Raw genomic sequence first — 13,472 nt, 5'->3', positions numbered from 1 at the left:
AAGCCGGGCGCCTGTCCCAGCCTCCCGCCTCGCTACTTTTTTGCCGCGGGGCGTTCCGCCAGGGCCGCCGCCGCCACTTCATCGACCGTTGCCGTCGAGACTTCCACAACGGCCGAGACCGACGCCTTCGCCGCGGCCGCCACCGCCGCAGCTGCCTCGCCGGCGGCCTGGAGCGCCAGTTGCTGGAGCGCCCCGTCGCTGAACACACGGAAGCCCAACTCCGGGCGGTAACCGTGGATCTCCCGCACATCCAGCGCCTGCATGAACTCCAGAATCTCGGAGCTGATCACCTGCCCCGGCACCAGGATGGGGAAGCCCGGGGGGTAGGGAATCACGAACAAGGCCGATACCACTTCACGGCCCTTGGAGATGGCCTTGGCCACCTCGGCCATGTTCAGGTACTCGCAGTTCTCCTCGTCATAGGACATGAAGAAGGCTTTGCGGATATCGCCGTCCGGCGTCTCGATCTGCCCGCTGTTGCACACGCTGCGGAACGCAAAATGGAAGTGCGAAAAGTCCGGCAGCGGCGGCAGTTCCCTGGTCAGCGACGAAACGCGCTTCTCGTGCAGGCGGCGCTCGATCACGCTCATGTCCGCCGTGCGCTCCTCCAGCTCCCTGGCAATCTTGATCAGCACCTCGATCAGGTAAGCCACCGACGACCGCGTGGTACCGATATTGGTCATGAACAAGACGGTGTTGCGCGACGTTTTGTTGATCTGGATGCCGTACTTGTCCATCAGGTACTTGTTCTTGAACGTGTCACCGTCAATGCCGGAGGTGCCGATCGACAGGGTCAGCCGGGTCGGGTCCAGCGCGAATTCATCGACGCGCCACGCGGCTTCCATATTGGCCCAGCCGGATTCCGGGCTGTAGTACGCCTCGATGCCGGATGGCCGGTACGCGGTCGGCACCACGCGGGAGACGTTGAGGAACTGGAAGTACTTCTTGAGCAACGGGTGCGTGTGGATCCACTCACGCAGTGTCATGGCCAGTTCCATCTGGCGCTGCACCAGCTCGTAGCCCTCCAGCTCCACCTGGCGGCGGCCGACATCGAGCGAGGCCAGGATCTGGTAGTTCGGCGAGGTGGAGGTGTGCGTCATGTACGCCTCGTGGAACGCCTCTTCCGCCTTGTCCTTGAAGTCCTGGTCCCACACGTGAATCATGGAGCCCTGGCGCAGCGAGGTCAGGGTTTTGTGGGTGGACTGGGTCGCGTAGACCCGCACCCGCGCGCGGTCCGGATCCGGCATCAAGCGGGTGGCGACAAGCTTCTCCTCATCGTCCCAGTCCGCCCCGCCGAACGATGCGGTGAATGCATCGTAGCGCCGGCGATAATCCTCGCTATCGAGCTCGCGGCGCAGGCGCGACGCCGAATCCATGCCGGTGCGCTGGCGGTAGGTGGGATGAAAGCGGGCAAAGGCAAACCAGGCCTCGTCCCACAGGAAGATCAGGTCGGGCTTGATGGCCAGGCACTCCTCCATGACGCGCTTCACGTCGTAGACCACGCCATCGAACGTGCAGTTGGTCAGCAGCACCATCTTGACCTTGTGCAGCGTGCCCGCCCGCTTGAACCGCAGCAGCGTGCGCTTCATCTGGGCGATAGGGACCGCCCCGTACATCGAGAAATCGTCCAGTGGATAGGAGTCGAGATACGCCACCTTGGCGCCCGCCAGCACCATGCCGTAGTGGTGGGACTTGTGGCAGTTGCGGTCTACCATCACGATGTCGCCCGGCTTGACCAGCGCCTGCACCACGATCTTGTTGGCCGTCGAAGTGCCATTGGTCGCGAAGAAGGTGCGGCGCGCGCCAAATGCGCGCGCGGCATACTCTTGCGCGACCTTGATGGGGCCGATGGGGTCCAGCAGCGAGTCGAGCCCGCCGGACGTGGCGGAGGTCTCGGCCATGAACAGATTCAGGCCGTAGAACTGCGCCATGTCCTGAATCCAGTGGGAGTTCATGATCGACTTGCCCCGCGCCAGCGGCAAGGCGTGGAACACCCCGGTCGGCTGCTTCGAGTACTCCTTCAACGCCGTGAAGAACGGCGTCTTGTAACGCTCCGACACGCCTTTCATGATCGACATGTACAGCTCGGTGTGGTCCTCCTCCCGGAAAAAGATCCGGTTGAAGACCTCGCCCAGCCGCGACGCGATCTCTTCGGCCTTCACGTCCGTGACCAGGTACAGGTCCAGTTCCGGCCGCAGCTCCGCAATCTTCTGCCCCAGCAAGGGGCCGCGCTCGGATTCCGGCTGCTCCTCGATGCCCTCGTCCAGCCCTTCCAGGAACTTGCGCAGCAGGTCCAGCTCATACTCGGACTTGAACGGAAAGCCATGCCGGATCACGCAAGCCTGCAGGTTGAAGTTGAAGAGCGTGGCGATCAGCGCATCCTCGAAGCTTGGCACCACCACCACGTCCCACACGAAGGGATCATCCACGCGCTGCTTGCGCTGAACGCGCCGGCGCAAGGCCTCTTCATCCTCGCGCGTCATGTCGTCGACGATCAGGACCTCAAAGTACGGTCGTGCTATTTGCGCCTGCATCTCCTCTTCCGTCTCGATCTCGGACGGCTCCTCCGACTCCGCATCCAGCGACAGCTTCTTGTGGCGATAGGTGTCGCTGGCCAGCATGCGGTTGATACGGTGCACGGCGATGTTCAGCCGGCCCAGGTCGCCAGCCTCGAACCACGCGGTCAGCTCCTCGAACAATCGGTGCCCCGGGAATGCCCAGAACCGCTCGATCGGTTCAAGCATGGCCAGCGTCTCTTTTACCCGGGCGTGGCGCTCGATGAATTCCTTGCACTCCCGCGCGAGATTGACCAGGCGGCCCAGGTCGTCAGTCAGATTCATCCAGCCATCCGCGCGCATTTCCCAAACGCTGCGGTAACGGTTTAGGGAAATGTTTTGCCCGGTCTTTGCTTTTCGTGCCGTGCTGCGTGCCATGTTATTCCTCTGCTAACGAGATAATCTCAATGCGCGGATCTGCAACTGCGAATCCGTTTAATAGAACGACCGTTTTATTTCCTGCCCGATATTCACCGGCTCCTGTTTATCAAGCGGGTCGATAGCAACCTTGAAGGCAAGCGCTATCCATTGGGCCAGCCATCACGCTTTCCCTTGGATATTTGAATTCTGTTTTTTCGCCGCGCCGGAATAACGTGGCGGCCTGCCGAGGCTTTTCCCCCGGCGGCTACTCGCCCGCCGGCCCGGTCACTTCCGGCTTTGCGTCTTCCAGGACACCCGGCTTCACCAGCTTGCCAAGCGTGTGGAGATAGGCATCCGCGCCGCTGTTGCGCTGGTAGACCGGGAACTCCACCTCCCGGTCGCGGAAGCTCTTGAGCGGCTGGCCAAGCCCGCGCAAGCCGCGCTCGCGCTCGCGCCGGACCTTTTCGAAATCGATCTCCACGGGGATGATCTCCGCGGTGCCCGGGCCGGCTTCATGCAGCACATAGCCAGCGGGATCCACCACGATGGAGCGGCCCACGCCACCGTCACCGACACCGTTGATATCGAAAAAATAGACCTGGTTGGTTGCCGCCGATGCCCGCACGATCGACAATTCGATGTCGCGGTCAATGGTGTCCGTCATGGTCGGGTGCAGGATCACTTCAGCGCCCATCGCAACCAGTGTCCGGGTCGTCTCCGGGAACCACATGTCATAGCAGATCGAGATGCCGAAGCGCCCCGCGTCCGGCACATCGAACACCACGAACTCGCTGCCCGCGGCGATGCCTTGCTCATAGGGCCGGAAGGGAAACAGCTTGCAGAAACGGGCAACCACGTTCCCGGCGGGGTCGATCACCGGCGCGGTGTTGTAGATCGCGCCGCCGCGACGCTCGAACAAGGATCCGGGGATCAGCCACAAGCCGTACTTGGCAGCCATCTCGCACAGGCGGGCCTCGGCTGCGCCCGGCATTTCCTCGGCCTTGGCCGGGCTCGGGCCAAACGCCGCCAGCTCGGAGAACATCACCATGTCGACCCACGGAAAGCGGTGCCTGACATGGGCCAGGTAGCGATTCATCTGCGTGATGTTCTCGTCGAATGCCGACACCGGCATCTGGATACCTGCTACTGCAAAACGCTTCATTTAATGCCTCGATAAATACAACATACTGGTACATCAGCACGCACCGATATGGGGATATTCGCCATTGCCCCATCGCATTTAGGCAGTGAATTAAGTGCCCGCTCAATAGCTGGTCTTTCACACTTTTTGGGGCCAAGCCGGCGGTCTGTTACTTAGTTGAAATGGTTATGTGGTAATGCCGCGACATGATGGGATCTACTCTACAAGCCCGTTGGCTCCACTGTATAGTGCCGGTACAAATTTTCAGATGGAGCCAAGAATTGAGAGAGACGCCGTTGACCGATTGGCTTCTCGCGCGCAGTCATTGGAGCCAGCCCGAACGATCCGGTGCTCCGCTGAACAGGCAGTTGTTCGACGACATCCGCGAGGCCATCCTCGCCGGCCAGCTATCCCCGGGCACACGGTTGCCACCCACCCGCGAACTTGCCCGTGAACTGAGCATTGCCCGCAACACGGTCCTCTATGCCTACGAGCGGCTCACCGACGAGGGCTACACGCACACGCACGGCGGCAGCGGCACCTACGTTGGCGACACCGCCCCCGACCCCGCCCTGCTCGCCCGCATCGTCGCCCCCAGCCAGGCCGGCGAGCCCGCGCTCCCCGGCGATGAATCCAGGCTCTCGCTGCGCGCGCGCGAACTGCTGGCCAGCGTTGGCGCATCGGACCTGCAAGTGGGTGCGTTCGTGCCCGGCATTCCGGATGTCAGCCAGTTCCCGCGCGGCGTGTGGCAGCGCCTGATCACCAAGGTCTGGAAGACCGCCAGCCAGGAACAACTGGGCTATGGCAGCCGGCATGGCCATCCGCCGCTCAAGCGCGCGCTGACGGAGTACCTGTCGCTCGCCCGCGGCGTGGATTGTTCGCCGGAGCAGATCATCGTGACGCAGGGCAGCCACCAGGCCATCGATCTCTGCGCCCGCCTGCTCGCGGACCCGGGCGAACTGGTCTGGGTCGAGGACCCATGCTATTGGGGCGCGCGCAGTGTCTTTCGCTCGGCGGGCCTGCAGATGGAGGGCATTGCGGTGGACGAGCACGGGATCCGGCCGCCGGTTGCACCAGAGAGCGCGCCAAGGCTGATCTTTGTCACCCCCTCTCACCAATACCCGAGCGGCGTGGTGATGAGCCTTGCGCGGCGCCGCCTGCTCACAGAGCTGGCGCATCGCCACAACGCATGGATCATCGAAGACGACTACGACAGCGAGTTCCGCTATCAGGGCGCACCCTTGCCGTCGCTGCAGGGGCTGGACCCGCACCGCAACACCATCTATGTCGGCAGCTTCTCGAAGGTGCTCTATCCTGGCTTGCGGCTCGCCTTCCTGATCGTGCCACCGGAACTGGTCGACGCCTTCTCGGTAGCGCAATCCGAGTTGCATCGCGGCGGACAGCTATCGGTGCAAGCCGCGCTGGCGGAGTTTATTTCCGATGGCCATTACGCAGCGCACGTACGGCGCATGCGCAAGATCTACGGCGAACGCCAGGTGTTGCTGATTGACGAATTGCAGCGCCAGCTCGGCGACGAGGTGGCGATCGTGGGCACCGATACCGGGCTGCATCTGAGCGTCATACTCCGGCATGCCAATGACCAGTTGGTATCGCGTTTCGCGCTGGCGCACGGGATCGTGGCGCGACCGTTGTCGTCGTATTTTGCTGATTCGCTGCAGGCGCAGAATGGGTTGGTGCTCGGCTATGGTGGGGTTGCGGATGCGGAGATTGCACCTGCGGTTGGTAAGCTGGCGCGGGCTATTGAGTTGGTGAAGGGGTCTTGAGTTGGGGCTGCAGGGCCAGTCTTTTAGCGCTCCTAGCTGCTGGCGCGGCTGTGCGCCTTTGGCCGTTTTCGCTTGGGGGAGATGTCACTTTTCTTTACGAGTTAAATACGAGAATATTGAATTCAGAATCTGAGCGGGGCCATTCGCTGAGCGACGGTCATCGCAGGAAAGGTGAGATGGGGATGGGCGTGTGTGCATCTAACGCCGACATGAATGTGCTGCTGCACCCCCACGGCGCGGGGCGTGGGGCGCGATTGCCGCGGATGAGAGAGATGCGGGCGGGAGCAAGGACGCGCCCGGACGCTGAGGCCAGCGCGCACAACTACTCCACCATGAAAAGGTGCGCAACGTTAATGGCTGAGCGAACGCCGCCAAGCCATCGGCTCAGAACATTTCGTCGATTCGATTCACATTGGCGAGAAGCTGCTGCTGCAACGGCAGCTAGCAGGCTATACAAACCGACGCAATCAATCGCGGTATCGGCGCGCAGATCGAGCGGCGTGAGGACGGCGCCAATGCGCAGGCCCCCGCCAGTTACGGCTCAGCGCGCGGCGACGCAAGCGCTGATCGAGAACGAACCCCGCAGGCCCGGGTACAGCGTCTGCACCGGCTCAATGCCTGGTCCAGTTGCTGCTTTAGCGGTGTCAGCAAGGCATGCAGGCGGCTATCGCCCGCGTGCAGGTTCAGCAGCGTGATGACAGATTCCAGATGCGCGCTGATGCGCAGCAGTTCGTGGCAGCCTTGATGGGTAGGCTCGCGGCGCGGATCCGCTTCGTTGTCCGGCAGCAAGGGCTCGGCGATCAGCCTGGCCTCCATGGCGGCTTCCCGTGCTTCGGCAGCGGTGCGCGGGCGACGTTGGCGGGCGGTCATGGGTACCTCCTGTTTTGTGATCTGACTACGATCCTGGAAATCAGAGTTTCGAGGGGCAGCGTTGGCGACCATCGTCCCCGCACGAGGCAGCGGTGAGTTGTTGTGCTGATAGGCGTGCGTATCCCCACCGCCTGCGGCCTTGCGGCCCGCGGTGCAGGTGCGGGGAACAGGCGTGGCTCAGTACAGCGCCTGCACGCGGTTCACTGCTTGGTCCAACTGCTGCTTCAGCGGAGCCAGCAAGGCATGCAGACCGTTGTTGGCGGCGTGCTCGTCAGCCTGTAGCTCCAGTAGGAGCAGGAGGGATTCCAGGCCCGCGCTGACGCGCAGGAGGTCATGGCAGGATTGGTGGATGGTTTCGCGTAAGGCTGCGCGGTCAGTCTCGGTTACATACTCTGACATCAACGACTCCATCAGTGGCAGCGTGTCCGCGGCATGTGAGGCGATGCGCGCGAGCACGTCGGCCGATTGTTGGACGGGCGCCTCGCCCGTGAGGATCTGCGTGTCTGATAGACTTTCGCGGCTTGCATCCGGTGCAGAATGCGGCGCGATGTAGCCCTGTTCGGGCTGGGCATCGGCGCGATTGCGGGCAGCTAGACGACCTGAGAAGGGCCATCTATTGATGTAGAGATGCTGGCACGCCGAATCGTCGCGTTTTGCGGTTGGGGCAGCGCTGCCGGCACAACACAAGGTGTCGACCGTCGCGGTGTCCCGGGTGTCTATGGAAATCAATGTTAGCCATATTTGGCTATAAAAACAAGCCAAATATGGCTATGTGCATCCACCCCTCTCCATGCGTGAGGGAGCGGTCGCTGTACACCGTTGATTTATTTGATTATTTCTAGTGAGCTGAGCCGGCGCTCGACCAGTTCGACCGCCCTCCCCTCATCTTAGAACTTGAGGAAAAAGCAAGGACATGTCGCTCGTTGATCGGCTTCGGCAATGCGCAGAGATAGCTGGAAGTGGCGATGAACTTGCCCGCAGGGCGGCCATCCCGAGGAGGACGCTGGAATACTATCTCGCTGGCGAGTCGGACCCCAAAGCCAAGCGGCTGACAGCGATCGTCGAGGCAACTGGCGTGAACGGGCACTGGTTGCTGACGGGAAGCGGCCCGATGCTGGCAAACGATGCGCGGCTGCCGTCGAATCGTGCGACGGCAGCGATGGATGCCAGCCGACTCGGTTCGGCGTTAAGCGAGGTGGAGCGGAGTCTTGCGGCCACGCAGCAGCATGTGCCGGCTGAACGGCGCGCCAAGATCGTGCTCTTGGTGTACGAGCACCTTGAGAGTGGAAAGACGCCCGAGGAGAGCGCCGCGTTTGCGCGGCAACTCGTCGAGCTGACTAGTGGGCCGTAACGTTTAAATTGGAAGTAATTCACCGAGAAGGATCGAAATATCTCCATTTCACGGGTTTCGGCTGTTTGTTGTAGTTACGATCCACTAGCTGCCGGTCGAGGCATAGTGGCGCAGCCCGACACGCCACGCGCCGAAAGCCGCCAGGAGAAAAACGAAACCCGCCAACGGCGACACCAGCCCTGTCCAGGCAGGCGCACCGAGTGGATCGGCCTTGCCCAATATGGTCAGCGCGGGGTAATAGGCGACACAGGCCAGTGGCACGGCAAAGGTCAGCACGTACCGGAACCATTGCGCATACAGAGCCAGCGGATACTGCGTCGCCTGTACGCCGCCGTATGTCAGGACGTTGGCGACCTCGAGGCTCTCGATGGTCCAGAAGGACAGCGTGCCCTGCAGTACCAGGATGCCCAGAAACAGCGCCACGCCGCCTGCGACCGCAAACAGGGCGATGGCGATGGATCCCGGTGTCCACGCGATGCCCACCTGCACCGTTGCGAAAGCCAATACCATCAGCCCTTGCAACAAGCGCCCCAGACGGCTGATGCGGACGTCGTGCCCCATCAATTGCAGAGCCAGGGGACGAGGCCGCAATAGCAACCGGTCGAATTCGCCGGTGCGCAACAACGCCGTGCCCAGCACGTCGAAGCCGCGCCCCAGGGCATCGGCGATGGCGAACATGCAGTTCACCAGCCCGTAGAACAGCGCTACCTCGCCGATTCTCCAACCCTGCACGTCGCCGAAGCGGTGGAACAGCGCCCAGACCGCGACCACCTCGACTCCGGTGACGAGGAACTGCCCCACCGTAAGCAACAGCGCCGAGGCCGGATAGCGTGCCTGGCCGCTCAGCGAAGCCATCACGAGGCGGGCGAACAATGCCAGGGAGCCCATTCGCCTCAGCCGCCTTGCACGTCGAGCCGGCGCATCGTGCGTCCCATGGCCGCATGGCCAACGGTCACTAGCAGCACGATCCACAGGCATTGCAGGCCCAGCCCGCAGAGCATTTGCGCGCCGCCCAGCTGCCCGAAATAGATCCGCGCCGGAATATCCATCACGCCCGCTAACGGTTGCACCAGCAGCACGGTCTGCCAGGTGTCGGGCAGTAGTGCCAGAGGCAGCAGGTTCCCGGAGAACACGATGACGACGGGTCCCGCCAGCGTATTGATGCCGCGTTCGTTGAGCGCGGCTGCCGCCGCGATGTTGAGCAGCATCACCAGCGATGTGGACAGCAGCAGCGCGAGCAGCACCGAAGCGATGAAGCCCAAGCCCGCAGCCAGTCCGGCAGGCGGCTGCCAGGCCCATTCACCCAGCCCGGCAATTGGCAGCGCAATGCCAGCAAAGGCCAGCATCAGTGCCACACGCGGTAGCGCGCGCGCCGCCGTCCAGCCGGCCGAGCGTGCAAACCACAGCGCATAGGCATTCACCGGCCGCAGCCGGTCGTATGCCACGGCTCCGGTGCGCACCGCCTGCGCCACCTCGGGGTCGCCCATCCACGGCAGCAGTGCGAGCAAGCCTTGGGCCAACCACGTGTAGGTGATGGCCTGCGCGAGCGACAGCGGCGCGCTCGCCGCCGCCGCGCTGCGGTAGAACGCCACCAGTACCATGATCTTGATTCCCCCCCACCAGCACTGCGTAACGAAGCCCGCGTATACCGCCACCCGGTACTGCAGCATCTGCAGGAACCGGGATCTGAACGCGGCGAGATAGGGACGCAGGAGTTCGCGCGGCGCCATCATGGACTAGGCCTCGACCGCGCCGTGCATCGCGTAGAAGCGCGCGATGACGGCCTCGATGGTCATACCCTCGTCTTCCGCGTCCGCTGACAGGCCCTCATCCAATCGGCGCGCAGCCACCACCTGGGACCGCAACGCGTCGACCGCGCAGTCGGCCAGCACGCGGCCGTGGCCGATCACGATCACACGCTTGGCCAGCGCCTCGATGTCATGCATGTCGTGCGTGGTCAGTAACACGGTGGTGCCGCGTTCGTGGTTGGCGCGCCGCACGAAGTCACGGACCGCGAGCTTGGTGGGCGCATCGAGCCCGATTGTCGGCTCGTCCAGGAAGAGGATGTCGGGTTCGTGAAGCAACGCCGCCGCTATCTCCGCCCGCATGCGCTGCCCCAGCGACAACTGGCGCACCGGCTGGTCAAGCAGGCGCTCGAGATGCAATAGCGCGACCAGTTCGTCGCGCGTGCGGGCAAAGCGCACCGGGTCGACCCGATAGATGTCGCGCAGCAGCGCGAAGCCGTCGCCCACCGGCAGATCCCACCAAAGTTGCGTGCGCTGCCCGAACACCACGCCGATGCGTGCCACGTGCCGCTCGCGGTCGGCGAAAGGGACGCGCCCGTCGATTTCGACGCGGCCGCCGTCGGGCCGCAGGATACCGGCAAGGATCTTGATGGTGGTCGATTTGCCAGCGCCGTTTGGGCCAATGAGGCCCAGCAGTTCGCCGCGCTGCAGTTCGAATGACACCCCCGCCAGCGCATCGACCGTGCGATAGCGCGGCCGAATCAGTGCACGCAGCGCACCGAGCACGCCCGGGTCGCGCTCGTGGATGCGGTAGGTCTTGTGTAGACGACTAACGATGATCTGGGGCATGGCGGCGCGGTATGGCGGCGCAAAGAGGGCGGGCAAGCTTACATGAAGTGTGATCGGCGGTCCACCCCACACCCCAACCTTTCCGATCTTGCGGCCACGGTGCTTCCGCCTGGCGTCGTCTTGAGACCCTCACTTCGCCACGCAGATCGGCGCAGACCCAAAAAACTCCCCCTAAACCACAATCTCCCGCGACGCCTGCGGCCTGCGCACCAGCAACTCAGCCAGCTTCTTCAACGCAGCAGCAAGATGGGCACGCGTCTCGACACCTCCCAGCGAGATGCGGATCGCATTGGGCGGCGTGGGGCCAGCATAGAACGCATCGGAAGCGGTAACACGCAGATCCTCCGCACGCGCGGCCTGCGTCAGCGCCAGCGAAGTCCAGTAGCTCGGCAAGTTGTGCCAGACGTGTATGCCGCTGGGTGGTGCCTGGTCCGCGCTGAACAGCAACTGCCGTGCAAGCTCTCGCCGCGCGAAGGCTTCGGTGCGGATCCCGGCCAGCAACTGCGCGGCGGAGCCTTCGTGAATCCACTGCGTGGCCAGGGCTGTCGACAGCGGCGTGGACATCAGCGCGAAGGAGCGCAGCGCGGCCAGCACGCCCGCCCGGCTGCGCGCTTCGGGCAGGCGGATATAGGCGGTCCGCAGCCCCGGGCTCAGGCATTTCGACAGCGTGGCAACGTAGTAGACCTGGCCCGGCGCAAAGTGGGCCACGGGCGGCGGCGCGTCGCTGCCGAGCAGCCAGTAAGGATCGTCCTCGATGATCCAGGCGCCGCACTTCTGCGCGGTCAGCGCGACATCGCGGCGCCGGTGCGCGGGCATGGTCCGCGTGGTCGGGTTCTGGATGGTCGGGTTGAGGTAGATCGCGCGTGCGCCATGCTCGCGCAACGCTTGCTCCATCGCATCGGGCCGCATGCCGTCGTCATCGGTGGCCACCGTCACCACGCGGCGCCCGAGCTGCTCGGCCGCCGCGCGCAGGCCGGGATAGGTCAGCGGCTCCGCAAGGATGGCGTCGCCGGGCTGCGTGAGCGTGAGGATCAGCGCCGCCAGCGCGGCCTGGGCGCCGGGGCAGGCAATCAGCTGCTGCGGGCTGACCGACTCCAGCACCGGCTTGAGCCACATGGCGCCGGCGGCCCGGTCCGCCCTGCTGCCGCCACCAAGCTGGTAGGTCATGAGCAGGTGCGCATCGGAGCGCAGCAGCACCTGCGACAGCCCGCGCTGCAGCAAATCATGGAAATCCACGCCGGCGGGCGGCGGCGGCACGTTCATGCTCAGGTCGACCATCTGTGCCAGTTCGACCTTTGGCGGGGCGACGAAGGTGCCCAGCGCCCCGCGCGCCTCGATCAGGTTGCGCCGCTTGGCCTCGGTGAACGCACGCGTCACCGTGGTGAGATCCACCCCGAGCTGCCTGGCCAGCTCGCGCTGCGGCGGCAGGCGGTCGCCGGGGTTCAGGCGCCCGTCCCCGACCGCGCGCTCGATGAAGCCAACGATCTGCTGGTAGCGCGCGCCCTCGCCGCGCACGAAGGCGGCGGCCCAGCCGGGACCGGCGCCGTTATCTTGTATGGATTTACTCTGATGCATTTTGCTTTATGTATGGCCTTTGTCTTACATTATCATGCGCCGCAGCATCACACAAATCCATACATTTAACGCTTTGTATGCGTTTCCCGCCAGTCCGGCGGAATCCCCTCTCTCGCGATGGTTTCCAGCGTGCCGTGGCAGGCAGTCCCGACGCGCGCGCCGGTTATGTGATGCATAACTAAGGTGTGTCTTATGCGTAACTCAAATGCCGGGGCAGACGCTGCTGTCCGGCGAGAATCCAGCGCTTGGCTGAATGCTTGCAAGGGAGGGTTCCGCCATGCGGGACTGTTCCTCGGTGGAGCAGCGATGCTCCTTCTCAGTGGCTGCCAGCTGGAGCTGCTATCCCCGAAGGGCGACATCGGGCATCAGGAAAAGACGCTGATCCTGGTCTCGCTGTTCATCATGCTGCTGGTCGTCGTGCCCGTCATTTTCCTGACGCTGTATTTCGGCTGGCGGTATCGCGCCTCCAACACCAAGGCAACGTATGCGCCCAAGTGGGCGCACTCCACGCGGATCGAGGTGGTCATCTGGACCATCCCGTGCGTGATTGTGGCCGGCCTGGCGGTGCTGATCTGGAACACCACGCATTCGCTGGACCCCTACAAGCCGCTGGAGTCGACCGTCAAGCCCATCCGCGTCGAAGCCGTGGCGCTGAACTGGAAATGGCTGTTCATCTACCCGGACTACGGTATCGCCTCGGTCAACCGGCTGCCCATCCCGGTCGATACGCCGATCAATTTCAGCATCACCGCGGAATCGATGATGAACTCCCTGTTCATCCCGCAGCTCGGCAGCATGGTCTATGCCATGGCCGGCATGCAGACCAAGCTGCACCTGATCGCCGACACGCCCGGCACCTACGCGGGCATGTCCGCGGCCTACAGCGGCCCCGGCTTCTCCGACATGCATTTCGACACCGTGGCCACCTCGCGCGAGGCGTTCGACGCGTGGGTACGGCAGGCCAGGCAGTCGCCGCTGACGCTGGACGAGAAGGCCTACAAGACGCTGGAGCTGCCGAGCACCAAGGAGCCGGCGACGGTCTACGCGGGCGTTGCGCCCGGCCTGTTCCAGAACATCGTCAACAAGTACATGCATAGCGATATGCGCGCCAATATGCGCGGTAATACGCGTGGTGATGCGCTTGGCGACGTATGCACAGCCCAAAGCCCCCCGCTGGCCATCAACTGATGAAGCCAATGAATCCGAAACACATGCACTGCATGCCACACACACAACGCCACC

General features: G+C 63.7%; 11 protein-coding genes. 3 read left to right on the top strand and 8 right to left on the bottom strand.

What is annotated here, in order from left to right; genetic code table 11:
• Positions 1-32 precede the first annotated feature (32 nt).
• Complete coding sequence (locus tag AC07XB_RS23415; protein WP_492813226.1) at positions 33-2,840, bottom strand: aminotransferase class I/II-fold pyridoxal phosphate-dependent enzyme; 2,808 nt, start codon at positions 2,838-2,840, stop codon at positions 33-35.
• 340 nt (positions 2,841-3,180) lie between these two features.
• A complete protein-coding gene (locus AC07XB_RS23410) occupies positions 3,181-4,077 on the bottom strand; it encodes a carbon-nitrogen hydrolase family protein (RefSeq protein WP_492831501.1) in 897 nt (298 codons plus the stop codon).
• A 260-nt stretch (positions 4,078-4,337) separates the two neighbouring features.
• Between AC07XB_RS23410 and pdxR the strand changes: the two genes are divergently transcribed.
• Positions 4,338-5,840 carry a MocR-like pyridoxine biosynthesis transcription factor PdxR gene (gene pdxR, locus AC07XB_RS23405; RefSeq protein ID WP_492831500.1) on the top strand — a complete coding sequence of 501 codons (1,503 nt, stop codon included), beginning with the start codon at positions 4,338-4,340 and terminating at the stop codon, positions 5,838-5,840.
• Between the two features lie 534 nt (positions 5,841-6,374).
• Here the strand turns inward: pdxR and AC07XB_RS23400 are convergent.
• Positions 6,375-6,710 carry a DUF1484 family protein gene (locus AC07XB_RS23400; RefSeq protein ID WP_416051915.1) on the bottom strand — a complete coding sequence of 112 codons (336 nt, stop codon included), beginning with the start codon at positions 6,708-6,710 and terminating at the stop codon, positions 6,375-6,377.
• A 177-nt stretch (positions 6,711-6,887) separates the two neighbouring features.
• Entirely contained in the window at positions 6,888-7,439 is a 552-nt protein-coding gene (locus tag AC07XB_RS23395) for a DUF1484 family protein (protein WP_492831499.1), read from the bottom strand.
• Positions 7,440-7,623: 184 nt separating this feature from the next.
• On the opposite strand from AC07XB_RS23395, the gene AC07XB_RS23390 reads away from it, so the two are divergent.
• A complete protein-coding gene (locus tag AC07XB_RS23390; protein ID WP_492831498.1) occupies positions 7,624-8,061 on the top strand; it encodes a hypothetical protein in 438 nt (145 codons plus the stop codon).
• An 84-nt stretch (positions 8,062-8,145) separates the two neighbouring features.
• On the opposite strand, the gene AC07XB_RS23385 is transcribed toward AC07XB_RS23390, so the two are convergent.
• The 4 genes from AC07XB_RS23385 to AC07XB_RS23370 form a co-directional block, all read right to left on the bottom strand.
• The gene (locus AC07XB_RS23385) at positions 8,146-8,949 is read right to left on the bottom strand and encodes an ABC transporter permease (protein ID WP_492831497.1); all 804 of its coding nucleotides are present in this window, start codon (positions 8,947-8,949) and stop codon (positions 8,146-8,148) included.
• A 5-nt stretch (positions 8,950-8,954) separates the two neighbouring features.
• A complete protein-coding gene (locus tag AC07XB_RS23380) occupies positions 8,955-9,791 on the bottom strand; it encodes an ABC transporter permease (RefSeq protein WP_492374515.1) in 837 nt (278 codons plus the stop codon).
• Between the two features lie 6 nt (positions 9,792-9,797).
• Entirely contained in the window at positions 9,798-10,655 is an 858-nt protein-coding gene (locus AC07XB_RS23375; protein ID WP_492831496.1) for an ABC transporter ATP-binding protein, read from the bottom strand.
• 171 nt (positions 10,656-10,826) lie between these two features.
• Positions 10,827-12,230, bottom strand: a complete 1,404-nt coding sequence (locus AC07XB_RS23370) for an aminotransferase-like domain-containing protein (protein WP_492831495.1) — start codon at positions 12,228-12,230, stop codon at positions 10,827-10,829.
• A 306-nt stretch (positions 12,231-12,536) separates the two neighbouring features.
• On the opposite strand from AC07XB_RS23370, the gene cyoA reads away from it, so the two are divergent.
• Positions 12,537-13,418 (top strand): ubiquinol oxidase subunit II, encoded by an 882-nt coding sequence (cyoA, locus tag AC07XB_RS23365; RefSeq protein WP_492831494.1) that lies wholly within the window; start codon positions 12,537-12,539, stop codon positions 13,416-13,418.
• The last annotated feature ends 54 nt before the right edge of the window (positions 13,419-13,472 follow it).

The sequence above is a fragment of the Cupriavidus sp. GW821-FHT02F09 genome (assembly GCF_059421605.1).
This window is presented reverse-complemented; position numbering and strand designations above follow the sequence as displayed.

What these genes read in the sequence shown, in the direction of transcription:
- AC07XB_RS23415 (WP_492813226.1), bottom strand. Translation starts at nt 2,840, where the DNA reads ATGAATCTGACTGACGACCTGGGCCGCCTGGTCAATCTCGCGCGGGAG.
- AC07XB_RS23410 (WP_492831501.1), bottom strand. Translation starts at nt 4,077, where the DNA reads ATGAAGCGTTTTGCAGTAGCAGGTATCCAGATGCCGGTGTCGGCATTC.
- AC07XB_RS23400 (WP_416051915.1), bottom strand. Translation starts at nt 6,710, where the DNA reads ATGACCGCCCGCCAACGTCGCCCGCGCACCGCTGCCGAAGCACGGGAA.
- AC07XB_RS23390 (WP_492831498.1), top strand. Translation starts at nt 7,624, where the DNA reads ATGTCGCTCGTTGATCGGCTTCGGCAATGCGCAGAGATAGCTGGAAGT.
- AC07XB_RS23385 (WP_492831497.1), bottom strand. Translation starts at nt 8,949, where the DNA reads ATGGGCTCCCTGGCATTGTTCGCCCGCCTCGTGATGGCTTCGCTGAGC.
- AC07XB_RS23380 (WP_492374515.1), bottom strand. Translation starts at nt 9,791, where the DNA reads ATGGCGCCGCGCGAACTCCTGCGTCCCTATCTCGCCGCGTTCAGATCC.
- AC07XB_RS23375 (WP_492831496.1), bottom strand. Translation starts at nt 10,655, where the DNA reads ATGCCCCAGATCATCGTTAGTCGTCTACACAAGACCTACCGCATCCAC.
- AC07XB_RS23370 (WP_492831495.1), bottom strand. Translation starts at nt 12,230, where the DNA reads ATGCATCAGAGTAAATCCATACAAGATAACGGCGCCGGTCCCGGCTGG.
- cyoA (WP_492831494.1), top strand. Translation starts at nt 12,537, where the DNA reads ATGCTCCTTCTCAGTGGCTGCCAGCTGGAGCTGCTATCCCCGAAGGGC.